General features: G+C 71.3%; 19 protein-coding genes. 6 read left to right on the plus strand and 13 right to left on the minus strand.

Annotated elements, in window-relative coordinates; genetic code table 11:
- Window positions 1-2: 2 nt before the first annotated feature.
- From scpA to OHA61_RS35280, 3 genes are read right to left on the minus strand one after another with little or no spacing between them, the layout of a single operon-like run.
- The gene (gene scpA, locus OHA61_RS35270; protein WP_406306439.1) at window positions 3-2,204 is read right to left on the minus strand and encodes a methylmalonyl-CoA mutase; all 2,202 of its coding nucleotides are present in this window, start codon (window positions 2,202-2,204) and stop codon (window positions 3-5) included.
- The gene (locus OHA61_RS35275; RefSeq protein ID WP_406306440.1) at window positions 2,204-4,096 is read right to left on the minus strand and encodes a methylmalonyl-CoA mutase family protein; all 1,893 of its coding nucleotides are present in this window, start codon (window positions 4,094-4,096) and stop codon (window positions 2,204-2,206) included. The genes scpA and OHA61_RS35275 overlap by 1 nt, the downstream gene beginning before the upstream one ends.
- Window positions 4,077-5,381, minus strand: coding sequence for an MFS transporter (locus OHA61_RS35280; protein WP_406306441.1), 1,305 nt, complete (start codon window positions 5,379-5,381; stop codon window positions 4,077-4,079). Before OHA61_RS35280 ends, OHA61_RS35275 begins: the two co-directional genes overlap by 20 nt.
- A gap of 50 nt (window positions 5,382-5,431) precedes the next feature.
- Here OHA61_RS35280 and OHA61_RS35285 point away from each other — a divergent pair, with 50 nt between their 5' ends.
- Both OHA61_RS35285 and OHA61_RS35290 read left to right on the plus strand, forming a co-directional pair.
- Window positions 5,432-5,818: a MerR family transcriptional regulator gene (locus OHA61_RS35285; protein ID WP_361903830.1), complete on the plus strand. Its 387-nt coding sequence runs from the start codon at window positions 5,432-5,434 to the stop codon at window positions 5,816-5,818.
- Between the two features lie 88 nt (window positions 5,819-5,906).
- A complete protein-coding gene (locus OHA61_RS35290; RefSeq protein ID WP_406307586.1) occupies window positions 5,907-6,272 on the plus strand; it encodes a VOC family protein in 366 nt (121 codons plus the stop codon).
- Window positions 6,273-6,304: 32 nt separating this feature from the next.
- Here the strand turns inward: OHA61_RS35290 and OHA61_RS35295 are convergent, their stop codons facing one another.
- A complete protein-coding gene (locus OHA61_RS35295) occupies window positions 6,305-6,703 on the minus strand; it encodes a DUF4442 domain-containing protein (RefSeq protein ID WP_406306442.1) in 399 nt (132 codons plus the stop codon).
- A gap of 112 nt (window positions 6,704-6,815) precedes the next feature.
- Between OHA61_RS35295 and OHA61_RS35300 the strand changes: the two genes are divergently transcribed.
- From OHA61_RS35300 to OHA61_RS35315, 4 genes are all read left to right on the plus strand, one after another.
- On the plus strand, window positions 6,816-7,448 hold the full coding sequence (locus OHA61_RS35300) for a DUF6629 family protein (RefSeq protein WP_389369139.1): 633 nt from the start codon (window positions 6,816-6,818) through the stop codon (window positions 7,446-7,448).
- Window positions 7,449-7,584: 136 nt separating this feature from the next.
- Window positions 7,585-7,845 carry a hypothetical protein gene (locus OHA61_RS35305; protein WP_406306443.1) on the plus strand — a complete coding sequence of 87 codons (261 nt, stop codon included), beginning with the start codon at window positions 7,585-7,587 and terminating at the stop codon, window positions 7,843-7,845.
- Between the two features lie 117 nt (window positions 7,846-7,962).
- Window positions 7,963-8,349 (plus strand): hypothetical protein, encoded by a 387-nt coding sequence (locus OHA61_RS35310; RefSeq protein ID WP_361911892.1) that lies wholly within the window; start codon window positions 7,963-7,965, stop codon window positions 8,347-8,349.
- Between the two features lie 17 nt (window positions 8,350-8,366).
- A complete protein-coding gene (locus OHA61_RS35315; protein WP_406306444.1) occupies window positions 8,367-9,776 on the plus strand; it encodes an NADP-dependent succinic semialdehyde dehydrogenase in 1,410 nt (469 codons plus the stop codon).
- Between the two features lie 2 nt (window positions 9,777-9,778).
- Here the strand turns inward: OHA61_RS35315 and OHA61_RS35320 are convergent, their stop codons facing one another.
- The 9 genes from OHA61_RS35320 to OHA61_RS35360 all read right to left on the minus strand — a co-directional run bounded on the left by OHA61_RS35320 (window position 9,779) and on the right by OHA61_RS35360 (window position 23,966).
- Window positions 9,779-10,738: an ornithine cyclodeaminase family protein gene (locus OHA61_RS35320; RefSeq protein ID WP_406306445.1), complete on the minus strand. Its 960-nt coding sequence runs from the start codon at window positions 10,736-10,738 to the stop codon at window positions 9,779-9,781.
- 353 nt (window positions 10,739-11,091) lie between these two features.
- On the minus strand, window positions 11,092-11,976 hold the full coding sequence (locus OHA61_RS35325) for a peptidoglycan-binding protein (protein WP_406306446.1): 885 nt from the start codon (window positions 11,974-11,976) through the stop codon (window positions 11,092-11,094).
- Window positions 11,977-12,002: 26 nt separating this feature from the next.
- On the minus strand, window positions 12,003-13,595 hold the full coding sequence (locus OHA61_RS35330; protein ID WP_406306447.1) for a DUF6519 domain-containing protein: 1,593 nt from the start codon (window positions 13,593-13,595) through the stop codon (window positions 12,003-12,005).
- A 41-nt stretch (window positions 13,596-13,636) separates the two neighbouring features.
- Window positions 13,637-15,796, minus strand: coding sequence for a hypothetical protein (locus tag OHA61_RS35335; RefSeq protein WP_406306448.1), 2,160 nt, complete (start codon window positions 15,794-15,796; stop codon window positions 13,637-13,639).
- Window positions 15,793-19,545 carry a putative baseplate assembly protein gene (locus OHA61_RS35340; protein ID WP_406306449.1) on the minus strand — a complete coding sequence of 1,251 codons (3,753 nt, stop codon included), beginning with the start codon at window positions 19,543-19,545 and terminating at the stop codon, window positions 15,793-15,795. The genes OHA61_RS35335 and OHA61_RS35340 overlap by 4 nt, the downstream gene beginning before the upstream one ends.
- Window positions 19,542-22,709 (minus strand): putative baseplate assembly protein, encoded by a 3,168-nt coding sequence (locus OHA61_RS35345; protein WP_406306450.1) that lies wholly within the window; start codon window positions 22,707-22,709, stop codon window positions 19,542-19,544. Before OHA61_RS35345 ends, OHA61_RS35340 begins: the two co-directional genes overlap by 4 nt.
- The gene (locus OHA61_RS35350) at window positions 22,706-23,074 is read right to left on the minus strand and encodes a GPW/gp25 family protein (protein ID WP_406306451.1); all 369 of its coding nucleotides are present in this window, start codon (window positions 23,072-23,074) and stop codon (window positions 22,706-22,708) included. The genes OHA61_RS35345 and OHA61_RS35350 overlap by 4 nt, the downstream gene beginning before the upstream one ends.
- Window positions 23,071-23,442, minus strand: a complete 372-nt coding sequence (locus OHA61_RS35355; protein ID WP_406306452.1) for a hypothetical protein — start codon at window positions 23,440-23,442, stop codon at window positions 23,071-23,073. Before OHA61_RS35355 ends, OHA61_RS35350 begins: the two co-directional genes overlap by 4 nt.
- On the minus strand, window positions 23,439-23,966 hold the full coding sequence (locus OHA61_RS35360) for a phage baseplate assembly protein V (RefSeq protein WP_406306453.1): 528 nt from the start codon (window positions 23,964-23,966) through the stop codon (window positions 23,439-23,441). Before OHA61_RS35360 ends, OHA61_RS35355 begins: the two co-directional genes overlap by 4 nt.
- Between the last annotated feature and the right edge of the window lie 4 nt (window positions 23,967-23,970).

The following is a 23,970-nucleotide window of genomic DNA, read 5'->3' on the forward strand; positions in this document are numbered from 1 at the left end:
TCCTACAACTCGTGGCCGAGCGAGGCGCCCAGCGTCTTCACCAGGTCCTGCGCCGCGTCCGGGATCACCGTGCCCGGCGGGAAGACCGCGGCGGCTCCGGCCTCGCGCAGCGTCTGGATGTCCTGGGGCGGAATCACCCCGCCCACCACGATCATGATGTCGTCCCGTCCCTCGGCGGCCAGTTGCTCCTTCAGCGCCGGTACGAGGGTGAGATGCCCGGCCGCCAGCGAGGACACGCCGACGATGTGGACATCCGCCTCGACCGCCTGACGGGCCACCTCTTCAGGCGTCTGGAACAGCGGGCCGACATCCACGTCGAAGCCCAGGTCGGCAAAGGCCGTGGCGATCACCTTCTGGCCGCGGTCATGGCCGTCCTGGCCCATCTTGGCGACCAGGATGCGCGGACGGCGGCCCTCGGCCTGCTCGAACTCCTCGACCAGCGTGCGGGTCTGCTCCACTGCGGGTGACGTCCCTGCCTCGTTCCGGTACACACCGGAGATCGTACGGATCTGCCCCGAGTGCCGCCCGTACACCTTCTCCAGGGCGTCGGAGATCTCGCCGACGGTCGCCATAGCGCGGGCGGCGTTCACCGCGAGCGCCAGCAGATTGCCCTCCAGGCCGGAGCCCGGACCCGACTCGGCGGCCGCGGTCAGCGCGCGCAGCGCGTCCTGGCAGGCGTTCTCGTCCCGCTCCGCGCGCAGCCGCCTCAGCTTCTCGATCTGCTGGGTGCGCACCGAGGAGTTGTCGACCTTGAGCACATCGATCTGCTCGTCGGTCTCGACGCGGTACTTGTTCACACCGATCACGGGCTGGCGTCCGGAGTCGATACGGGCCTGCGTACGGGCCGCGGCCTCCTCGACGCGCAGCTTGGGGATGCCCGCGTCGATGGCCTGCGCCATGCCGCCGGCGGCCTCGACCTCCTCGATGTGCTGCCAGGCGCGGCGCGCCAGATCGTGGGTGAGCTTCTCGATGTACGCGCTGCCGCCCCAGGGGTCGATGACCCTGCAGGTCCCCGACTCCTGCTGGAGCAGCAGCTGTGTGTTGCGGGCGATGCGCGCGGAGAAGTCGGTCGGCAGGGCCAGCGCCTCGTCGAGGGCGTTGGTGTGCAGCGACTGGGTGTGCCCCTGAGTCGCGGCCATCGCCTCCACGCAGGTGCGGGTCACGTTGTTGAACACGTCCTGCGCCGTCAGCGACCAGCCCGAGGTCTGGCAATGGGTGCGCAGCGAGAGCGACTTGGGGTTCTTCGGGTCGAACGTCTTCACCAGCTTCGCCCACAGCAGCCGCGCGGCGCGCAGCTTGGCGATCTCCATGAAGAAGTTCATGCCGATCGCCCAGAAGAACGAGAGCCGCGGCGCGAAGGCGTCCACGTCGAGTCCCGCGCCGATACCGGCCCGCAGATACTCCATGCCGTCGGCGAGCGTGTACGCCAGCTCCAGATCGGCCGTCGCACCGGCCTCCTGGATGTGGTAGCCGGAGATGGAGATCGAGTTGTAGCGGGGCATCTTCTGCGAGGTGTACGAGAAGATGTCCGAGATGATCCGCATCGAGGGCCGCGGCGGATAGATGTAGGTGTTGCGGACCATGAACTCCTTGAGGATGTCGTTCTGAATGGTCCCGGCCAGCTTCTCGGGCGCTACGCCCTGCTCCTCGGCGGCCACGATGTACAGCGCCAGCACCGGAAGGACAGCGCCGTTCATCGTCATCGACACGCTCATGCGGTCCAGCGGAATGCCGTCGAAGAGCTGCCGCATGTCGTAGATCGAGTCGATGGCGACACCGGCCATACCGACATCGCCCGTCACCCGGGGATGGTCACTGTCGTAACCCCGGTGAGTCGGCAGGTCGAAGGCGACCGACAGACCCTTCTGCCCGGCGGCGAGATTGCGCCGGTAGAAGGCGTTGGACTCCTCGGCGGTGGAGAACCCGGCGTACTGACGGATCGTCCACGGCTGATTGACGTACATCGTCGGGTAAGGGCCGCGCAGATACGGCGCGATGCCCGGATACGTGCCGAGAAAGTCCAGCCCGGCCAGATCCTCGTCCGTGTACAGCGGCTTGACGGGAATGCCCTCGGGCGTCTCCCACACCAGATCGCCCGCGCCCTTGCCCGTGGCGTCCTTGACGGCGCTGCGCCACTGGTCCCCGGACACGCCGGAGGCGCTGCCGGTCCCGAGTTCGACACCTGAGAAGTCGGGGATCCTCATCACGCCACTCCCATCCGGTCCAGCGCGGAGGTCAGGACGGCGACCGCGTCGCCGCCCGCGACGACGAACTCGTCGACTCCGGCCCGTACATACGTCTCACGCTGCTCACCGGGACGGCCCGCGAGGAACACCCGCAGGGCACCGGCCGCCTTCAGCGCCTCGGCCACCGGCGCGGCCTGCTCGGCGTAGAGCGTGTCACTGGAGCAGACGCACGCCACGCTCGCCCCACTTGCGGTGAACGCCTCGGCGACCGAGGCCGCGTCGACGGACATCGGGTCATGGACCGGTTCGATGCCGCCCGCCTGGAAGAGGTTTGCGGCGAAGGACGCGCGTGCGGTGTGCGCGGCCGCCGGGCCGAGCGCCGCCAGGAAGACGCGCGGCCGGGTGCCGGTCGCCGCCAGATGCGCGTCGGAGCGGGCCCGCAGGGTTTCGAAAGCCTCGTCGCGGCGCACCTTCGGCAGTCCGCCGGAGGGTGCAGCGGGCGCGGGGTCGCGCTCGACCGGAGGCTGGTCGAGGATCGGGAACTCGCTGACCCCGGTGACCGGTTCGCGCCGCTTGGCGAGGTTCTTCGTACGGTTCTGCCAGGTGGCGCCGATCCGCGTCGACACCAGACCGGCGCGCAGCGCTGCCTCCTGGCCCCCGGCACGCTCGATCTCCTGGAACCAGGCCCAGGCGGCCTGCGCCAGCTCGTCGGTCAGCTGCTCCACGTACCAGGAACCGCCTGCCGGGTCGATGACGCGGCCCACATGCGACTCCTCGACCAGGATCGTCGAGGTGTTGCGGGCGATACGGCGGGCGAAGGCGTCGGGCAGTCCGAGCGCGTGGTCGAAGGGGAGCACCGTCACCGCATCGGCCCCGCCGACGCCGGCGGCGAGGGAGGCGACCGTGGTGCGCAGCATGTTCACCCACGGGTCGCGCCGGCTCATCATCACCGGGGAGGTCACGGCGTGCTGGCGCTGGGCGCCGGCGGCCGGGTCCGCGCCGCAGGCCTCGGCGACCCGGGCCCACACACGCCGCGCCGCACGCAGCTTGGCGATGGTGAGGAACTGGTCGGCGGTCGCCGCGTACCGGAACTCCAGCTGGCCGCAGGCCGCTTCGACGCTCATTCCGGCGGCGGTCAGCTCACGCAGCAGTGAGACACCGGTGGCCAGGGAACAGCCCAGCTCCTGGGCGGCCGAGGCGCCGGCCTCGTGGTACGGCAGCGCGTCGACGGTCAGTGCCCGCAGCCCGGGGTACGTCGCGTGGCACAGCCGGGCGAGTTCGGCCGCCGTGGCCGTGAGCTCGGCGAGGTCCTCGTACCGGCCGGTGCGAGCGGCGTGCCCCAGCGGGTCGGCGCCGAGATTGCCGAGCGCGGCCTCGGGGGCGACTCCCCGCTCCTCGTACAGACGCAGCAATTCCCGTGCGGCGGCGTCGAATTCGGCGCCCGCGTCGAGTACGACCGGGGCGAGGTCGAGATAGACGCCCTCCAGGACGGTGGCCAGTGCGGAGAGGGGAATTCCGGCCGCGCCGACGGACAGCCAGAGCGAGGTGACCCCGTTCTCCAGGTCCGCGAGCACCGCCTCGCCTCCCCGCAGCGGATCGGGCCGGTCGTGGCGCTGGCGTACGTCCCAGCCGGAGACCGCGCCGCCCTCGGGCCTGCCGCCCCTGGTGAAGGGGGCGAAGCCCGGATAGCCGGCGCCGTCCGCGCCGTCGCGTGCCGAGTCCGCGGTGTACAGAGGGCGGGTGGCGAGCCCGTCCTCCAAGGCCGTGGACAGCACGTCATCGGCCGCCGTGTCCGGGGCGTCCTTGCCTGCCTTGCGCAGCACGCCGGCCACCAGCAGCTGCCACTGCTCGTGGGTCGCATCCGGGAATTCGGCGGCCAGTGAGAACCCGTCATTGGGGAGGACCGTCATGCTCAGATGCTAGGTCACGGGCGCAAAGGTGCAGCAGGGGAGAAGGCTGTGACCTTGCACTCTCAGGGCCGCCCTTGATCCTTCGGTCGCGATGGCCTATCCGGCGGGCCGCCCAGGTGGTGGCCAGTGCGGCGGCGATCAGCGGGAGTGCCGTCCAGGGCAAGTCGCCCACGCCTGCGCCTTCCAGGACGATTCCACCGGTGAGGGAGCCGGCGGCGATCCCGATGTTGTAGACGGTGGCCTGCAGGGCGGTGGCCACGTCCGCGTGTGCGGGTCCCGAGATGTCGACCAGCGCGGTCTGCAGCAGCGTGGGCGCCCCGCCGAAGGCCGCGCCCCACACAGCTGCCGCGACGATCAGGGCGGCGGGAGCCTGCCCGAGCAGACCGATGAGCAGTGTCGCGGCCGCGATGAGAGCCAGCGCTGTCAGCAGGGCCGGCCGGAGGTGACGGTCGACGAGGACGCCGACGGTCCAGATCCCGGCGACCGTGGCGACGCCGAAGACAAGGAGGACCGGGCCCGCGTTGCCGATTCCCGCGCGTTCGGCGAGCGGCGACATGTACGTGTACATCGTCTGGTGGCCAAGCAGCAGGAACAGGGTCACGAGAAGTACGGAGCGAATCCCGGGCAGCGTGGCGATGCGGCGCAGCGGCGGGCGCTCAGCGGCCGGCTCCCCCGGGAAGCGGGGGACCTTCAGCAGCACCCAGGCCACGAGGACCACGGAGAGGACGGCCAGCGAGGCGAACGCGACGCGCCAGCCGAGGGCGGCGGCCAGCGCGGTTCCGGCCGGAATTCCGGCGCAGAGCGCGACGGTGATCCCGGCCAGGACGATCGCCATGGCCTGGCCGCGGCGCTCGGCGGGGACCATCCGGGCCGCGTAACCGGCCAGCATCGCCCACAGCAGGCCGCCCGTCGCGCCGGCCAGCAGCCTGGCCCCGAAGGTCAGGGCGTACGAGGACGAGAGGGCGGTGACCGTGTTGCAGAGCGCGAACCCGAGCAGCACGCCGACGAGCACCGGCCGCCGGGGCAGCCCGCGCAGCGCGGTGGTGAGGGGTATCGCGGCGAGGAACGAGGCGGCCGCGTACCCGGTGACCAGAAACCCCACGCGCCCCTGCGTCACCCGCAGGTCCTCGCTCATCCGGGGCAGCAGCCCGGCCGGGAGCAGTTCGGTCATCACGGCGGTGAAGGCCGCGGTGAACAGGGCGAGCAGTCCCCACCGCGGCAGCCCGGGCGCCGGCTGCATGGCTGGGGGCAGCTCGGGTGGGGGCGGCGTGGGTGCGGTCGACATGCGACCATGGTGAGACCTTCACATCAGTGTGAAGGCAAGGGGAGGCAGCCATGAAGATCGGCGAACTGTCCCGGCAGACCGGCGTCCCCACCAGGATGCTGCGCTACTACGAGGAACAGGACCTGCTGCACCCGGAGCGGGCCGAGAACGGTTACCGCGCCTACGACACGTCTGCCGTCTACCGCGTCCAGCAGATCCGCGGGCTGCTCGACTCCGGCCTGACCACGGAGATCATCCGCAGGATCCTGCCCTTCCTCACCGAGCCGGACGAGATCCATGTTCATCCCGAGTGCCTGACTGAGGAAACCGCCGCGCTGCTGCGGGGCGAGGCGGACCGGATCCAGCAGCGCATCGACTGTCTGGCGCGCAACCGCGACGCGATCCTCGCCTATCTCGCGGCCGTCCGGCCGGACACCTCCCGGCCCCTGACGGGGTGAGCGGGGCGGGTGCACGGGCGCGGGGGCGGCCGTACCGTGGATGCACACGGTGGGACGGACAGTCTCCGTACGGAAGGCGGGACCCGCGATGGCCGGTGAGATCTCCTTCTTCGAACTGGGCGTGGGCGACTTCGAGGCGGCCCGCACGTTCTACGGCAGCCTGTTCGGCTGGACCTTCGAGCCGGGGCCGACCGATGGCGGGGGCTATGCGATCGGCACACCCAACGTCCCCGGCGGAGTGCACGGCGGCGACGCGGGCGCGAGCCCGTATCTCTTCTTCAGGGTCGACGACATGAAGGCCGCGCTCGAGCGGGTCCATGAACTGGGCGGCACGGTCGACGACTTCGACGCGGGCAGCGACGACGTGAGCGTCGCCCGCTTCGGCCGGTTCACGCTCTGCCACGACGATCAGGGCTCACCCTTCGGCCTGCACGAGCCTCCGAAGAACACCTGACCCGGCGGCGCCGAGCGGCCCGGGGCGGGTCGTCAGACCGCGCCCGCCGTACGTCGTACGCTCCAGTCGAAGCTGCCGCGGCACACCAGCACACCCGTCGAGTCGACGACCTCGGCGTCGGTGGTGAACCGGGCGCGGAGCGCGGCCCCCACCAGGACCGGACGCAACTCCCGCAGAGCCTGTTCGTCCAGCCGGCATGACGCGACCAGCCTGCCCCGGGCGGGCGCCAGGAACTCCATGGCCGCGGCGGCCCCCAGCGGCACGACTCCGTGGAACTCCTTCTCGTCCTCGGCCGCCCCGATGATCGCGGCGAGCCCGGCGGCGTCGATCAGCGTGATCAGACCGCTGGAGTGCAGGGACCCGATCACATTCGTCAGCGCCTGGGGCGTCGACAGGGCGACTTCCGCGACACGGTCGGCGGCGCGGAGCACCTCGGACGTTCGACCCGTTGGACTGCTTGGACATCGGGCGTTTCCTCCCGGTCACGGCGAGCACTCATGGTGTTCACGGATCCGTACGGCCTGGTGGATATAGCTTGACGCCATGTGCTGGAGTGCGACAGCCGACCTCGCGGCGGGGACATGCGTCGCCGCGATCGGAGTGGCCTGCGTCGCGCAGGTGCGCCACCTCCGCGATCTGCCGCTCGCCGCGCTGCCGTTGCTGCTCGGAGCCCACCAGATCATCGAGTCGGTGGTCTGGCGTTCCGGTGGTGGCACGGGTCCGGCCACCGTCGCCTGGGCCGTCATCGCCCTGCCGCTGCTGCCCGTGTGGGTGCCGTTCGGCGTACTCCTCGCCGCGCCGCCGCCCGCCCGGCGCGGGCTCGCGGTGCTCGCGGCCGTCGGGACCGCCACCGCCGCAGTCCTCGCGTACAGCCTCGCGACCAGATCCGTGACGGCACAAATGCGGGGGCACACCCTCGGCTATGTCCTGGATCTGCCGCGCTCGCCGCTGATCATCATCGGCTATCTGCTGGCCACGGTCGGCGCACTCCTGCTCGGCGGGGATCCGGTGCTCCGGCTGCTGGGAGTGGTCGTCGGGCTCGGTGCCGCGGCGTGCGCGCTGCTGTGGCGGCTGGAATTCGTCTCCACCTGGTGCGCGCTGGCCGCGGTGGCCTCCGTCGTCCTGTACCGCTGGGTCCGGCAGCGCCCGGCCGGCCCGGGAACGGCCCTGGCATAGCCGTTCGGCGCAGCGCGGGAACAGCCGCGAAGCGGCATCCGTACCTCCGGTTGGCCGCACGCAGTGCGGGTACCCGCCCGGCGTCCGAGGATGCATTCGGGGCCAGGAAGGGCGCGCCCTGCAAGGAGGAGGACCCATGACCGACCGACGGCCTCACGACCCCGCAGACGCAGAGAAGGACCACGGCACGCAGGTGCCCCGCGACCTGCCCGATCAGCAGGCGCAGGAGGACGGCGACCCGCTGGAGACAGTCGGCGGCCACGACTCGGACGAGGACAAAAGGGATCCCGACGCGAGCCTTCCGGACATGGACGAGTCGGGGGCGGGCCGCGGCGGAGAGCCGCGCAGTGGCGCGGTGCACCCCGAGCAGCCCGTGCCGGACGAGCCCTCAGGCTGAGTCCGGTCGCAGACGGTGCCTCACCGGGTGAGTCTGTAGGAGGCGCACCCCTTACGTGGAGCGGGCCCGCCCGGCGACGGAGGGCACAGCACTGGATCCCGAGAGGCAGGAAACACCGTGAACAGCACCCAGGAGTACACGACACCTGTCGTCGTGACGCTCAGCAGCTGCGCCAAGGAGGACGCACACAGCGTCTTCCGGCTGCTGAGGCAGTCCTTCGCCTCGGACCGCGCGGACGACGACGTACCCGACTACACCTCCCACGACACTTCGGACGTGCACACGAGCGTGTGGACGTCGACCTTCGAGGTCGCGCCCTCGCACGCCAAGCCCGGACCGGTGCGATTGACGGCGCCCGTCAGAGTGGATCTCCAGGGCACCTACTGGGGAGTGGACCGGATGACCGAGACGCTGGCCGATGCCTTCGCCGTCAAGGCACAGGGCATGGCAGCGGGTGACCAGGAGAAGGACGTCCAGCTTCTTCTCGAGAGCGGCAGCGGATAGTTCGAGGAGGACCTGCCATGCCCATCGCCACCGTGAATCCCGCGACCGGTGAGACGCTCAGGACGTTCGACGCGCTGGGACCGGACGAGATCGAGCGGCGTCTCGCGCTCGCGGTGACCGCGTTCCAAAAGCACCGCACCACGGAATTCGGCGAGCGGTCCGAACTGCTCGACCGTGCCGCGAACCTGCTGGAGGAGGATCAGCACTCCATCGCGCGCACCATGACCACCGAGATGGGCAAGCCGATCACGGCCGCCCGTGCGGAGGCGGCCAAGTGCGCGAAGGCGATGCGCTGGTACGCCGCCCACGCCGAGCAGCTCCTGGCCGACGAGAAGCCCTCGACCGTCGACGTGAGGGACTCCGGGGCCTCGCGGGCGAGCGTCCACTACCGCCCGCTGGGCGTCGTGCTGGCCGTCATGCCGTGGAATTTCCCCCTCTGGCAGGTCGTGCGCTTCGCCGCCCCCGCCCTCATGGCGGGCAATGCCGGACTGCTCAAACACGCGTCGAACGTGCCCCAGACCGCTCTCTACCTGGAGGAGCTGTTCCGGCGCGCCGGCTACCCGGAGGGGTGCTTCCAGACGCTGCTGATCGGATCCGGGGCCGTCGAGGGAGTTCTGCGCGATCGCAGGGTCGCCGCCGCGACACTGACGGGCAGTGAGCCGGCCGGCCGGTCCGTGGCGGCGATCGCCGGTGACGAGGTGAAGAAGACGGTGCTGGAACTCGGCGGCAGCGACCCCTTCGTGGTGATGCCGTCGGCCGACATCGAGCGCGCGGCGCAGACCGCGGTGACCGCCCGCGTGCAGAACAACGGCCAGTCCTGCATCGCGGCCAAGCGCTTCATCGTCCACGCGGATGTGTACGAGGACTTCCTTGAGCGCTTCACCGCGGGAATGCGGAAGCTGACCGTCGGTGATCCGATGCAGGACTCCACCGACATCGGCCCGCTCTCCACCGAACAGGGCCGCGCCGACCTGGAGGAGCTCGTCGACGATGCCCTGCGCCTGGGGGCCACGGCCCGGTGCGGGGCGCAGCGCCCCGAAGAGTTCGACCAGGGCTGGTACTACGAACCCACGGTCCTCGTCGACGTGAAGCCCGAGATGCGTATCCACCACGAGGAGGCATTCGGTCCGGTGGCAACGGTGTACCGCGTGGCCGATGTCGACGAGGCGGTGAATCTGGCCAACGACACGCCCTTCGGGCTGAGTTCCAATGTCTGGACGCGCGACGACGCCGAAGTGAGCCGCTTCACCCGCGACCTTGAGGCGGGCGGAGTCTTCTTCAACGGAATGACTGCCTCCCATCCCGCGCTGCCGTTCGGCGGTGTCAAGCGCTCCGGCTACGGCAGGGAGTTGTCGGGTCACGGAATCCGGGAGTTCTGCAACATCACCACGGTGTGGCACGGAGCGGAGCCTTCAGCGAGCCGCTGAGGTTACGTACCGCCGAGTGAACTGCCCTGCCCCTGGCGGGACTCGTATGCGACCCCGGCGACGACCAGATCTTCCCAGGCCATGCCGACGCTCTTGAAGAGCCGGGGCCGGGAGGTGTCGGCCTTCACCGTGCCGCGTACGAGGTCCGCCAGTCCCACCAGGGCATCGGGATCCAGCGCTCCGGCCCCGATGGCGAGGATGACGTCACCGGCCTCACGCAGCGCGGCCCCGCGCGCCTCGACCACGACCGTCGACCGCCGCGCCGTCGTGTCGTCGACCTCGCGCGCCTCGGGCTCGTGCGAGCCGACAGCGACGACCGTCGCGTGCGCGGGCAGAGTTGAGCCGTCGAAGAGGGGAGTACGGGCAGTGGTGCAGCAGGCCACCAGATCGGCGCGCGCCGCGGCGTCCGGAGCGCCCGCCTCCACGGTCGGTCCCGCATCGCCGTACTGCGCGAGGAAGGCGGCGAGCCGGTCCTCGTCGCGGCCCACCACCGTGATGTGCCGCAGCGTTGGGCGAATGGCTCGCAGCGCCTCGACGTGGCTGTGCGCCTGCGGGCCCGTGCCGAAGACGACGAGCCGCTCGGGCTCCGCCACGGCCAGCAGATCGGCGGCGGCCGCCGACACCGCGGCGGTACGGATCGCGGTCAGCGCGACACCGTCCAGCACGGCGAGCGGGCTGAGCGTCTCGGCGTCCAGCAGCAGGTAGGTGCCCTGGATCCGGGGGAGTCCGAGTGCGGGGTTGCCGGGCGCGACGGTGGCGATCTTGACGCCCGCGTAGCGGCGGGAGTGCGAGGGCATCAGCAGCAACTGCCCGTGCTCGACGGGCACCACGGACCTGGCCGGGTCGGCCTCGGGGTCGAGCCCGTCGCGCAGGGCGTGCTGGATGGCGGTGACGGTGGTTGCCATGGGGAGGGCGGCGCGGAGGTCGTCGGCGTCGATGACGGTGGCGGGGGGCTTGCTCATGCGGTCCTCCGGTGCGGGCGGATGCGGTGGCCCCCCGCGGGGCGGAACGTTACCCGTCCGGAGCGGGCCGCCCGCGGCACCCTCCGGGGGCCTTTTCCCCACCCCGCCCCTTCCCGAACTGGGGGCAAGCCCCCAGACCCCCCGTATGCGACCTTCGGCCGCATGTCCTCAATCGCCGGACAGGCTGAATTTCCGCCGGTCGGCCTGAAGAATCAGGCCGACCGGCGGAAATTTCAGCCTCGCTGGCGATTGAGGCGCGGGGGTTCGGGGGCGGAGCCCCCGCAAGGGGTCCGGGGCGGAGCCCCGGTTACGGGAAGGGGCGGGTAGGGGAACACCCCCCAACCACAACCCCGTCAGACGTTCGGCACCTTCAGCTTGTCCCAGCTCGCCTTCCCCGGGATCCCATCCGCATCGCTCCCCGAGAACCCCAGCTTCCGCTGCCACGCCGCGTACGACTTCCGGTCGGCCTCCGACCAGTCCGGGCTCGGGCCCTCCTCGTACCGCCCGCAGCCCTCGGCCACCAGCCGCTTGCCCATCGCGGTGATGATCGGGCTGCGCCGCCCCGGCGCGAAGAACGCGGCGCCGGGGAACGGCTCGAACGTCGCCGGCGGCTTTGGCGCGGGCGGCTTCGGCGGGCCGTCCGGTCCGCCGCCCAGACGCGCCTTGATCCGCGCTCTCATGGAGTCCATCGTGAACCCGCGCGGGTCGACCTTCCCCGGCTGCCACTCCTTGTGGCCGATCACCGAGCGGTAGGTCCAGCCGTGTGCCCGGCAGATCGCGGCCGCGGCCTTCTCGATCGCCTCCAGCTGCACCGCAGGCCACGGGTCCGAGCCGTTGCCGAGGTTGACGCACTCGAAGCCGTAGAAGTAGCGGTTGCCGTCCGTGTTGGCCTCGTTGTCGGAGGGCAGGGCGGTCTCGTTGGTCACCGCGCGCAGGACGTCGTCGTCGCCGAGTCCGGCGTGGTTGGCCCGGCCGTTGCCGACCAGGTGCACCGTGCCGTTCTTGGCAATCACCCCGTGGCACAGCGGCCCCGGCAGGCTGGAGTAGCCGTCGTAGCAGATGTCGACGGAGTTCTGGGTGCCCTCGGTGACGGTGTGATGGATCATCACGCCGCGCATGGGGCCCCAGGGCCCCTTGTGGTTGCGGTTGTGCGTGCGCCAGCTCCGCTCCTCGACGACCTGAAGCCCTTCGTCACGCAGAACCTTGACCAGTTGGGAGGCGGTCAGAGGCGTTGCCATCGTGGTGCTCCTTTCCAGGTACTACGTCAGTGGCCGGGCTGTCCTTCGACGTCCTGCCCCGCCGTGCCCGGGTCCGAACCGCGCGCCGCCGCGCTCTCCGCAGCCGCTGCCTCCGCCTCGAACGTGGCCTCCGCCGCCAGCGCCTCGGCGTCGGCCGCCGGGATGGGCGCCGCCAGCGGGGCGAAGGTCTGGCGCAGGTCGGCAACCGAGCCCTCGCCGAGCACCCAGGCGAGCGGCGCGTAGTGCACATGGTTGCCCGCCGGGGCCTGGAGCAGCGGCCGGCGAGCCGCATCCGTCGGCCACTCGACATTGCCCGTCGCCGTGCGCGCCGCGACGCTCCAGTAGTCGCCCGTCCGATAGATCTTGCCGGGCTCGAAGTAGACGAACACGCCGTCCTCCAGCGGCAGCCAGCCGCCCTCCTCGATCCGCAGGGCTCCATGGCGCAGCTTGGCCGCGCCCTGCTTCGTACGCCCGGAGCCGCTCGGGCGCCCGGAGCCCGGGCGGTGGTCCCAGCGCCGCAGGAAGGGGTGGAGTTCGGGGCGGCGGCCCACCGAGGGGTCCGGCTCGGCCGAGAGCCGCACCCGGCGTCCCGGCAGGTCTAGCTCCTCGACCCGCAGCAGCGGCAGCGGCTCGTTGCGGCTGAGGTAGGCGGTGTCCGCGAACTCCACCCAGTCACCGACGTTCAGATCGAGCTTGTCGTCGCTGCCGAGTGAGGCCAATTCCACCCAGGTGCCGTCGAGTTCGTCCACCGGGAAGGTCACCGAGCCGTTCTCCCGCGACCACTTGAAGGTCGCGTCCTTGGCCGCGCCGCCCTCGTGGATCTCCACGCGGTACATCTGGTTCTCCTGGCCCCGGTAGCGGGCCTCCGGCTTCACCAGGCACGGGTCCTCGTCCGCGTGCTCGGGACGCTCGCTGCGGGCCGCCATCCGCGCGCTCGGCGCCTGCGCGGCGGCCCACTTCGTGAAGGCCGCCCGAACCTGGTCCTTCGTCGCCCCGTCCGGCAGCTCCAGCTGTGAGCCTGGCAGCGGAAGAACCTGCCACACGACCTTCAGCCGGGCCGCGGTGTCGGGCATCGCCGACCCGAGCGCCACCTCACGCAGCAGCGGGTCCTCGGCAGCCGTGACCGAGCGCTCCCACACCTTCAGATAGGCGAGATACGGGAACTGGGAGGGCAGCCGGTCGCCGGGACGCTCGGCGTCCCGGTAGCCGTCGGGCTGGTCCCAGTATGTCCAGGTGGCCGGCGGCGCGGCCGGCGCGGGCGCGTCGGCGGGCTCGTCCTTCTCGCCCTCCTCGGAGCTGTGCGCGTCCTCCACGACCGGGACGCCCGGCTGCGGGCGGGTCGCGTCCAGCAGGATGCCGTCCACGTAATAGCGTCCGCCGCCGATGGACAGATCGTCCAACTCCCGGCTCCCGCCCAGGAAGTGGAGCTCGAAGCCGGTCGCGCCGCGCGGCCCGCCGTGCTGCCCGATCAGATCGGCGGCGGTGGTACGAGCCTGGGCCAGCTGGATCGCGGTCTGCTCATTGGCGTCGGCGTCCAGCTGGACGCGGCCCTGCTGGGCGATCACAGCCGAGTAGTGCCGGTCCGGCCGGAAGGTGCTGCGGGAGATGTCTGCGTGCATGGGAAGGGGTCCCCCTCAATGATTGGGCAGTTGATGTCGTGTCAGGTGACGGGGATGATCCCGGCGTCGGTACCGGCCGGGGTGTACTCGGCGAGCCGGGCCCGCAGGCTGTCCTCGCGCTGGGGCTGGTACAGGTCGTGGAAGGCGCCCATCTCGGAACCGTCCTCGGCGCCCCGCTTGATCTCCTCCGCGCAGCCCGTCGCGAGTTGCCCGTATGCGGGCGTGCCATAGCGCTCACTGGTGAACAGCGGGCGGACCAGGTGGGCGTTCTGACTGCCCACCAGGTCCGGCTGGCAGCGATGTCGGCGCGGAGTGCGTGAGCCGCCAGGCACGTACGAGAAACGCATACAGCCGATGCCCCGCCGTGCCACCTGCATCCGACCGGTGAAGATGCTGTTCTCGGCGATCTCCACGGCATGGGTGTGGACTTCACCGATGACCGTGGTGCGATGCGCGTGGAGCACTGCGTGCGCGTGCCGGCAGTCCGGGGCGGACAGAGCTGCCCGGTCGTGGCCGGTGGCGTCCAGGATGCTGTCCCGGATGTGGATGGGCAGCGGCTCGTGGTTCACCTCGTCGCCGATGACCTCGATGGTGCCGAGGATGCTGCGCTCGATCGACACGCACGCGGTGGTGCGGTCCAGGACCAGGCTGGGTTCCTCCGGGGAGTGCGGATGGCACTCGGGCTCCAGCGACCAGCCCGGCACGAGCGTGCAGTGCCGCAGTCCCACCGCGCCCACCGGACCGGTGACATTGAGGCCGCGACCGGTGATCAGCAGACCGTCGAGCACGATCCGCGGAGGCTCACCCTCACAGTCCTCCCGGGCGCGGATGTTGAGCGCGTCGGGCCGGTTGCTGTACCAGTCGAGCAGCCGGATGACCGGCCGGGTGCCCTCGGCGGCGCGCACTTCAAGTCGGTCGCCCGGATCCAGATCGAAGTCCAGCTGCTCCTGGTAGGCGCCGCTGTGCGTGATCTCGATGATGCCTTCGGGGCCGCACTGCCCCGAACGCCGCTCGCGCTGCCAGTCGTTGTACGCGTCCATGATCCGCTGGTAGCTCTGGTCCGGGCCGACCCGGTAGACCTTCGCCGCCGTCGGCGTCTCACGCTCGCGCGGGTACTCGCCGCCACCCATGTCGTCCGCGAACGCGTAGTGGTACGTCACCCAGACGCCCTGCCGCGGCGCCGACCGCGAACCGAACGCGATCCTGCCGAGCGCCGGATCGACCGCGACCTGGCCGCGCTTGGGCCGGTAGCGCCAGTGGGTCAGGTCCGCGACCACGATGTCCGAAAGCGGCACGGGCTCGTCCTGGCCGTCGCGCCAGATCGTGAAGCTCTTGCCCGGCCCGTAGTAGTCCGCGAGCCGGTCGGCGAGCTGCCGGCGCCGGATGTGGGCGGGCACGTTGTCGATCGTCGCGACATGGGTCGCCGACGGCTCGGGGACCGGCTTGGTCACCAGCGGAGTGTCGTTGCCCAGAATCGAGAAGGTGTACAGGTTGCGGGCCCGGTCGATGCAGTACGCGGGCGCCCCGGTCACGTGGTACGGCTTCAGCCGCCAGACGAAGAGGCCCACCCCGGCAGGGGAGTAACCGCCTTGCCTGCGTGCCGAGTCGGCCCGCCGTACATTCACCGACTGCGCCACCGTGCCGAACGGCCCGCCCGCCAGATCGAGGGCCGCACCCTCGCGTACGTCCACGAGCCTGCCGCGTTCCCGGCGGCGCGCGTTGGCGGCCTCCGTGCCCGATCCGTACAGCTTCACCGGCTGCCGGTGGGAGACGAGCCGGGAGAATTCCACGGCCCGCGAAGGCCATCCGGCGACGTCCTCGGCCAGCTCCTCGAGGAGGGCGAGGGTGCCCTTGCGGCGCCGGTTGGCGACCGTGGCCGCCACATCGCGGCGCGGCGCCAGGGCCTCGGCGAGCCGCAGGCGCGAATCGTCCCCGCTCTCGCCCTCCAGACCCTGCGCCTGCACGCGTTCGTAGCCCGGCAGCGGGGAGTAGCCCACCAGATCGCCGAGATACGGCAGCACCCAGGGCGCCGCGGTCTCCACGAACCAGTCCTCGTAGCCCTGCTCGACCCCGTCCCGCACCCGGTCGGCCTGTTCGGCGATCACCGCCAGCAGGGCGCGCAGCGGCTCTCCGCCCTCGGCGTCCCGCAGGCGGTGCCACTGCGGAAGCAGATCAGCGAGGCCGTCCGGTTCCCTGGTCATGAGGTGACCTCCGTCAGAATCAGCGTGTCCGCGACATGCGGGGAGAGCAGGGTGAGCTGTGCGGGCCGGATACCGCGGAAGACGAACACGGCCCGGCCCTTCTCCAGCCGCCGGGTATCAGTGATGTCCGGGTTCAGCCGCAGCAGTTCGGCGAGCGAGATGCCGTGCCGGGCGGCGACCTGGGTGAGCGTTTCGCCGTCGTCGGCGGTGACGCGGTGCACGTCCTCGTCGTACTCGGCGAGCCTCGCCCCGACCGCGGTACGGGGCTCAGCGAGCTGTTCCGCGAGGCGCGTCAGCTCGTCGGGCGTCACGGACGCGGGCACACCGGTGAACACATCCACGTCGACATAGTCGACACCGGGCACCGAATGGGCGGTCGCCAGCACCTCGGACAGACGCGCGGGACGGCCCAACTCACGCCGCGCGCTGCCGAATTGGGTGAGCAGCGCCCCCCGCAGCCGTGGCTCGACGATGCTCCAGGTGTGGTCGGGGGCGACCTTTACCTTCGCCGCGAGCAGCAGCAGTACCAGCTCGCGCACGTCCACCCTGACCGGCAGGCGCGAGTCGCCGTACTCGGCCAGCGACGAGCGCAGCGCACGCAGCACCTCCGAGTCGTCGGCGATCGCGATGTCGTCGACCCCGGCGACCGTCACATGCAGCACCCGGCGCCGGCCGTCGAAGATCTCGCGGGCCGCGGCCCGCCCGATGCCCGCACGCGAGCGTGCGAAGTCCTCGTAGTCCTCGACGGACACGAGCCGGTCGAGCGCGGAGACCGCCAGCGGGATCGTGCGCCGGGTCAGCCCGGGGCCGTCGGCGTCCGCGCCGCCCGTGGCCGGCTGCGGGTTGGTGACGGCACTGACGCCCAGCGGGCGGGAGACCGCCTGAGTGATGCGGTCCGCCCGCACGTTGGCGGCCTTGCCGGTGCCGAAGCGGTACCGCGCCCGGACGTTCTCGTGTCCGGTGGACAGTCGTGCGCCGTGCACCCCGTCGCCGAAGGTCACCGTCGTACGCCCGTCCCCGGCCGTCCCCGAGACATACACGCGCTCGCGCGGACCACGCCCCGCCAGACTGTCCACCTCGTGCCACAGCAGCCCGTCGACGCGCACCTCAAGGGTGGGCGTCGCACCCAGAGGAGTGTCGGCAGGCAGCCACGTCAGCGGCGACTGCCACAGCGTGAACGTCTGGTTGGCCCGGTCGGCGTCGCCGCTGCCGATCGGCTCGTCGCGGCTCTCGCCGTGCGTCGCGGGCACCACATTGCCCTGGACGCGCACCGTGTCACGGCGGTAGCGGAAGGCCAGATCCGTGGTGAGCGTCAGCTTCGTATGTACGTGATCGCCCGGCAGGTGCGGATCGAGCTGCTGCTCCACCGCCGCGATCACCACCAGTTCGGTGCCGCGGACCCCTGCCGTGTCGGGGATGTCGGTGCGCTCGCCCGAGACGACCAGATGACGGCCGGGCCGCAACCCGTCGTACAACTCGGCCAGTTCGAGGTCATTGCCGTGAACGTCCTCGCCCAGCGGCTCGTCGGCGGGCCGCAGCGCCTCGCCGCCCGCGTGCACGGTCGCGTCCCTGATCGCCGAGAGCAGGACGTCGTGCTCGTCCAGCCACGGATCGGCGAGCGTCAGCTCGGTGCCGCGGCCGGTGATCCCGTAGTTGGTGTACGCGGCCGTGCGTACGGCGGTGACACGGGTGGTCACAAACGCGAGCTTCTTGTCGCCGGGGATGCCGTCGGGTTCCCCGGAGCCCTTGCGGGGACGCTCGACCGCGACCCAGCTGCCGACCGTGATGCCGTCCTGTACGGAGTCGAGCGGAAGCACATGACGGTTCGCCTGCTCCGGCACGGTCGCGATGCCGATCTCGACATTCGCGGGCTCGGTGCCGACCGTGTACCGCGCCGTCACCTCCACGCCGCCGTGGGTGACCTGCTTGTGCTCACCGGGAGCCAGCAGCCAGTTGAGCGGCCGGCCGTTCTGTACGGCCACATGCACCCGCCCGTCCTCGGCGGGCCTCGACACGAACAGCGTCCGCTCCGGAAGCCCTTGGGAGAACTCGGCCGTCACACCGGGCTCCTGGGAGTCCGCGGGGCGCCTGGTCAGCCAGCTCAGATCGTGGTCCTGGCCCACCCGGGTCTGCAGCGCGACCCTGCCCGGCCCCAGACCGAAGCTCGTGTCCGCGGGCAGATTCTCCGAACGCTGCCAGGACGACCCTGTCTCGATGTGCTGGAACTCGGCGCGCACCGGAACCCGTCCGGCCGTGTCGTACACGATCCGCATCGTGGTGAGCTCCCCGCCGCTCACGGGCCAGTCCGTCTGCCGGATCACCCGCCCGCGCTCGTCCTGCACGGGCTTGAGCGGCGCCGTCGCCCCGAACGGCGCGGCGGTCACCCGCATCGCCTGAAGCTCCCGCAGCAGCGCGGGCGCCGCAGGCGCCGCCTGCCGCCACGCCGCGTACATGCCGTCGGCGACCCGCGGATCGAGCGCCGACAGCAGCTGCGCACCGAGATCGGAGCCCGGCGCGAAATACCGGCCAGGATCGTGGGACAGCGTGCGCGCCCCCGAGGGCGGCCGCACCACGCGGGTGCGCAGCGCGGGAAGTACGGCGCCGAGCGCCCGCATCGCCGGTGAGTCCGAATCCGCCGCGGGCGTCAGTGCGCGGGAGGGCTCCAGATCGGCCGCCCGCTGCATCAGCTCGCCGACCACGGCCTCCAACTGCTCGAACCAGGTGGCCACTTCCTCGTAGGGTGCGGCTATCGCCTGCGCCTCCGCGAGCCGGTCGTGCGGCTCGACGAGCCGTGCCGCGAACTGTGCGGGCGTCCTGATCCCGGCCAGATCCGCACGCAGCGGCGCGAGCACCGATGCGTCGAAGTCCTCGATGATCCGGCTGACAGGACGCGGGTTGGGGTTCTCGGGGGTGGGCTCACCCTCCTCGACCTCCCGCTCGTCCTCGGTGATCCACTCGCGCAGCTCTGCCACCAGCTCGGACAGCGAGGGCGGAGCGGACTGCGGCAGCCCGACCGCCGTGACCGCGTCCTCCCGGTCGATGCGGATACGTGCCACCGGCAGCAGCAGCCGCTGCCCGGGTGTGTCCTTGTCCCCGCCGAAGACGAAGAGCAGTCTGTCCCCGGTCTGCAGGGAGGTGTCGGTCCCGGAGACGAAGATCTCCGGGCGCCTGCGCAGATCGTCCGGGGTGAGCAGCGCCGGCCGGCGCCGGCGCACCGCCAGCTCGTTCCACGCCCAGCGCGCGATGAGGTCCTCGCTGGTCTCGAAGGCCTGCGACTCCTCGTCGGAGGTGCTGGGCACACTGTTGGCGCGCGCGCCGCGCGGGATCAGCACCGGCACGTCCTCGGCCCGCGGATCCCGGTCCAGCGTGTACGCGAGATGGGTGTCGGCGGCGATGCCCGGCCGCGGCCGGTGCCCCACGAGACGCCCCAGCAGAGCAAGCGAACGGTGCTCGTCGGCCGTGCGCAGATACCCCTCGTCGGCGATGCGCTCGGAGTGGAAGGTGAGCAGATCGCCCACCACCGCCCACGCGTCGAGCAGTCCGATCGACGGATCGTCCGGGGTACGGACGGTCAGCCCGCGCAGCGCCGGATAGGCGGGGGATGCGAGCCGGTCGAGCATGGCCGCCAGGAACGAGCCGTACTCGCCGACCCGGTAGTTCAGGGCCGTGCGGCCCGGCGGGTTGTACAGAGCCTTCGGCGCATGGCGTTCGTCGTGCCCGCCGCATCCGCAACCGCAGGAGCCGCTCATCGCGCACCTCCGCCGAGCTCGATCGAGAGCCGGCCGAGCTCCGGCCGGTCGGGGTCGTTGTCGCAACGCGCGATCTCCAGCGGGCCGAGCCGCAGCACGCCTGCCTCCAGTGCCGTGTCGTCGAGTGGATCTTCGTGGAACAGCCGGCGCAGCCGGGTCACCCGTACGCTCTGAACGCCCTGGACCGCCGCGGCCGCCGCCACCAGACGGCTGAGCCGCACCGGTTCACCGAAGGTCAGCGCGTCGGGATGGAAGAAGCCGAGCCGTCCGCCGGTCAGCGGGCGGTTGCCGAGGAGCCGGTACAGCTCGGCGAGAATCTGGCCGTGCTGATGACCGGGCGCCGCGCACACCGCCAGCGCGATGTCCAGCGGCACGGACCGCGCGGGCCCGACCACCAGGTCGTGCCCGATCCGGCGGTAGCTCTCCAGCGCGTACGCCACCGAATCGAGCAGCTCCGGGGACACGTCCCCGTTGCCCAGCGCGTCGACGGCGACATGCGCCTCCTGCACACTGCCGGTCCAGCGGATCTCGGCGGCCGCGCGATGCACTCCGGGCAGCTGAGATGCCAGTGCCGCATAGTCCTCGGCCGTGACCGCCCGCAGTCGGGTGCGCTTGAGGTCGAGCGGGGCCAACTGGCGTACCTGTTCAACCGGTTCGGGCTCGGTGCCGCCGACGGCCGGCAGCGGATTGCGTACGCCCGCGACGGGCATCGGGTCCCCGGCGTCCGAAGCCTCGGGATCACGGCACAGCACCAGATGGTTGATGGACTCCGCGCCGACATTGCCGGCCGTGCCGCCGCCGAGCCGGTAGTGCAGCTCCACCCGTGCGCCCGGCTGCGGGCGGGCACCGTGGCGCCCGTCCCCGAACCGCAGCGCGATCCGGCCGTCGTCCTCCAGCTCACCGACGAAGTGCCGCTCGCGCGCACCCGAGTCGAGCAGGTCCCGCTTCGCGGTCCACCACTGATCGCCGTTCGTGACCGAAACGGCGGGAAGCGCGGCCCGCGGATCCTGTACGAGCGCGGCTGCGGGGCCCCGCAGCACCGGCTCGTCCGGATCGATCCCCGCCGCGTACTCGGCGCCCCAGGTGTGGGTGATCTCCCAGGCGATGGAATCGTCCAGCACCGCACCGGCCCGCGCCCGGGCCGCCAGCACCTCCAGACGCCTCAGCTTCGCGGCCAGCAGCCGTTCGCTGCGATACAGCAACTCCCGCAGCGCGCGCACCGGATGACGGCGCAGCTCGAGACGCTCCAGCACCCGGAGTCCGAACAGCACCGTCAGCTCGGCGATTTCGGGCTCTGTGAGCCCGTCGCAGTCGCGGGCGCTGCGCCACAGTTCCACCAGCCGCTGCCGGACACGTCCGGGAATGGCGGCCAGCCGGGTGGACTGTCCCGCCGAGACATGACGCGGGTCGGGGAACGGCACCGACTGGACCACGGGGGAGCGTTGCAGCACCGGCCGGAAGCGCGCCGGGACACCGGGGTAGACGACCTGAGCCAGCAGGGTCTGAAGCGCCTCGGCCTGCTCGTAGGCGGTGCCGGGGACGACCTTCTCCCGTCGGCGGCCCGCGAGTTCCAGGCCGAGACCCGCACGTGCGGTCTCGTCCTCGCCGACGACGCTGAACAGCTCCCGTATCTGATCAGCGGTCAGAAGCCGACCGCAACGGGCCTGCTCCAGACGGGCGTTGATCAGATCCGCCGTGGCGTTGCCCTCCTTGCGGTCCCAGCAGCCGAAGCCGGACGGATCGCAGGAACCGAGGACGGCGGACGCGGGAGGCACGGTGACCGTCTCCGGCGTCCCGCCGCAGAACGCCGCCGAGCGCCCATGGTCGACGAGCACGACATTCCCGCGCGCCACGCTCACATCCCCGACCGGCTCGCAGTCCCTGCCGCCCCGCGTCGACAGACAGACGGGGAAGGCCAGTGCGTCCTCCTGGGCCCAGGTGACCTCCAGCACAGGCTGGTCGGCCAGCCGGTCCACGCCCGGCGTGACCGAGGTGATGCGTACGGCCTGACGGTGGGCGGGGTCGGCGTCGCCCGGCGTACCCGAGCGTGCGCCCAGCACCTCCTCGATCAGCAACAGATCGCCCGGAGCCAGCTCCAGCGACCTGACCGAGCAATCCTCGTCCGCCCACGCGTCCCGCAGCGTCGCGGACGTGGCGCCCTTGGGCAGCGAGCACACCTCGTCGCCCCAGGTCCAGAAGCGGATGGTGTTGTGCTCGGGGCGCAGTGCCAGCGGCTCGTCGGCGACGACCGGCTCGAACACCTCGACCGATCCTCGCTCGTCCAGAACGGCCAGGTCCCGGTCCTCGATGACGGTGCCGATCGCCGGCCTGTCGCGCGGCCCCAGGCTACGGACGTCGACGGCCGCGAAGCGGTACGTGCCTGGCTCCAGCGTCAGCGGCCGTACGGTCTCGACCGCCACGAAAGCGCGGGCGTTGACGCCGTCGTGCATCGGGTAGTCGATGAGCCGCACATGACGGCGTACGGAGACACGGCGGCGGGCCGTGTCGAGATACGCCTCCGTCGCCACCGCGTCCTGCTGGTAGCTGATCCGGTCGGCGGTGTGGGCGAGCAGCTCGACCAGCGTCGTGCCGAGGTCGGCGGCATTGCGCTCCACCCAGTCCGGGGTGGTCAGCGCCAGCCGGTCCAGGATCAGGCGGCGGATCGTGTCGTAGTCGCGCGCGGTGTAGTCGATGACCGGCGCGGCAGGGAAGGAAGGCGGGCAGTCGGGCTGCTCGTCCTTGCAGTCGAAGGGGGTCGGGCAGTCGGGCCGGAAGTCGAACCCGGCGGAGAAATAGCGCTGGTCGAAGCCGGGAAAGGGCTCGGTGCCGGGCCGTCCGTACGGATCGGTGTCCACGACGGAGAGCGTGTACCAGGACGTGTCGCCCGTGCGGTCCAGCGTGACGCACAGCCGGTCGTCGAGCTCCGGGTCCTCCTCGCGCTCGACGGACACCTCGACGGCCTCGATGCCGGTGATCCGGCGCCCGCCGTCGATGCGGATGTTCTCCGGGCACAGCCCGTGGGGCGCCTTGCCGAGGAACGTGACGGTGAGCGTCAGCCCGTCGTCACCGACCTCGACGGCGTCCACACCGCCGAGCTGCGCGGCCCGTACCTTGGCGCGCCTGCCGTCCGTACGGCAGACCAACTCCTTGCTCGTACCGCTCATGCCGGGCCGCTCCCCTCGAACACGTCGTCGCGTCGGCTCGCGGTGGAGCGCACCACGTAGCGCAGATACACCCTGACCACGTTCTCCTCGCTCACCACGTCCAGGGCCTCCACCTCGATCAGCTCACCCAGCCAGCGCTGCAGGGATGCCTGCACCGACAGCTCCAACGCGGAGGCCAGTTCGGGGCTGTTGGGCGTGAAGACCAGATCGAGCAGCCCACAGCCGAAGTCGGGGCGCATCACACGCTCGCCGGGGCTGGTGAACAGCAACTGCTCGATCAGATCGCGCACATGCTCGTCGTATGCCGCGTGCGCGGTGCGTCCCCGCCGGTCCGTGCGGTAGGGGAAGGCGATATCGCTCCTCATCGGGACGACACCCCCCGCGCGGAGGCGGCGACCAGCGGCGGGCCCTGCGGTATCAGCGCGGCGCTGAAGCAGAGCGCGGATGTGCTGTCCAGCAGGACGGGTGAGCCGTCGATGAGCACGCTGTCGCGGTGCGGCGTCCAGCGGACGGTGGCGCACGGATGCGGCACGCCGTCGACCGTGTGGCGGCAGCCGCTGACGATGAAGACGCCGGCGGCGGTGGGCACTTGATGGCCGTCGATCCGGACGCCGGACGACGGGGCGGAGGCGGGCACGACGCGGCCGCCGTGCGGGCAGCTGATCACGCTGCCGCCGTTCACGAGATTCCCCGACAACACGTAACTCCCCGTTCCCTTGGTCCTGGTGCTCATCGCTTCTTCGGCACGATCAGCCGGCCCTCGTTGATGTTGACCTCGTCGCCGATCAGCACGATCGACGCCCCCTTGCCGTTGCCGATCGTCACGCCCTTCTCGTCGATCTGGATGTACGCGCCGCCCTTGGCCTCAAGGAGAATCCCCGTACCGCCGGGCACGTCCGACATCACCAGCTTGTGAGCGCCCGGCGTCTGGATGACCACCGGCTGAGAGCCGGGCAGCTCGGCGCTGGCCCTCGGCGGCAGCTCCGAGGCGTCGCCGAACCAACTCCCCGTCCAGATGGGGAAGCTGGGATCACCCTGCTCAAACTCCATCCACACACCGGCGCCGATCTCGGGCACGACATACTGACCCGCCTGCCGTCCGGTGAACGGCAGACAGGGCAGCGCCCAGGTGGAGGCCTCGTCGCCGAGCACATCCGGCACCTGAGCCGTGATCCGGCCGAGCTTGAGCGGATCCCTGTTGTCGATCACCCGCCCCCGGAACTTGCCGAGAAACCGGTTGTTCGGTCCTGCAGCCATGCGA

The organism is Streptomyces sp. NBC_00885 (assembly GCF_045207475.1).
Classification (GTDB): Bacteria; Actinomycetota; Actinomycetes; order Streptomycetales; family Streptomycetaceae; genus Streptomyces.

Coding starts and splice junctions, on each gene's coding strand:
- scpA (WP_406306439.1), bottom strand. CDS start 2,204: ATGAGGATCCCCGACTTCTCAGGTGTCGAACTCGGGACCGGCAGCGCC.
- OHA61_RS35275 (WP_406306440.1), bottom strand. CDS start 4,096: ATGACGGTCCTCCCCAATGACGGGTTCTCACTGGCCGCCGAATTCCCG.
- OHA61_RS35280 (WP_406306441.1), bottom strand. CDS start 5,381: ATGTCGACCGCACCCACGCCGCCCCCACCCGAGCTGCCCCCAGCCATG.
- OHA61_RS35285 (WP_361903830.1), top strand. CDS start 5,432: ATGAAGATCGGCGAACTGTCCCGGCAGACCGGCGTCCCCACCAGGATG.
- OHA61_RS35290 (WP_406307586.1), top strand. CDS start 5,907: ATGGCCGGTGAGATCTCCTTCTTCGAACTGGGCGTGGGCGACTTCGAG.
- OHA61_RS35300 (WP_389369139.1), top strand. CDS start 6,816: ATGTGCTGGAGTGCGACAGCCGACCTCGCGGCGGGGACATGCGTCGCC.
- OHA61_RS35305 (WP_406306443.1), top strand. CDS start 7,585: ATGACCGACCGACGGCCTCACGACCCCGCAGACGCAGAGAAGGACCAC.
- OHA61_RS35315 (WP_406306444.1), top strand. CDS start 8,367: ATGCCCATCGCCACCGTGAATCCCGCGACCGGTGAGACGCTCAGGACG.
- OHA61_RS35320 (WP_406306445.1), bottom strand. CDS start 10,738: ATGAGCAAGCCCCCCGCCACCGTCATCGACGCCGACGACCTCCGCGCC.
- OHA61_RS35325 (WP_406306446.1), bottom strand. CDS start 11,976: ATGGCAACGCCTCTGACCGCCTCCCAACTGGTCAAGGTTCTGCGTGAC.
- OHA61_RS35330 (WP_406306447.1), bottom strand. CDS start 13,595: ATGCACGCAGACATCTCCCGCAGCACCTTCCGGCCGGACCGGCACTAC.
- OHA61_RS35335 (WP_406306448.1), bottom strand. CDS start 15,796: ATGACCAGGGAACCGGACGGCCTCGCTGATCTGCTTCCGCAGTGGCAC.
- OHA61_RS35340 (WP_406306449.1), bottom strand. CDS start 19,545: ATGAGCGGCTCCTGCGGTTGCGGATGCGGCGGGCACGACGAACGCCAT.
- OHA61_RS35345 (WP_406306450.1), bottom strand. CDS start 22,709: ATGAGCGGTACGAGCAAGGAGTTGGTCTGCCGTACGGACGGCAGGCGC.
- OHA61_RS35350 (WP_406306451.1), bottom strand. CDS start 23,074: ATGAGGAGCGATATCGCCTTCCCCTACCGCACGGACCGGCGGGGACGC.
- OHA61_RS35355 (WP_406306452.1), bottom strand. CDS start 23,442: ATGAGCACCAGGACCAAGGGAACGGGGAGTTACGTGTTGTCGGGGAAT.
- OHA61_RS35360 (WP_406306453.1), bottom strand. CDS start 23,966: ATGGCTGCAGGACCGAACAACCGGTTTCTCGGCAAGTTCCGGGGGCGG.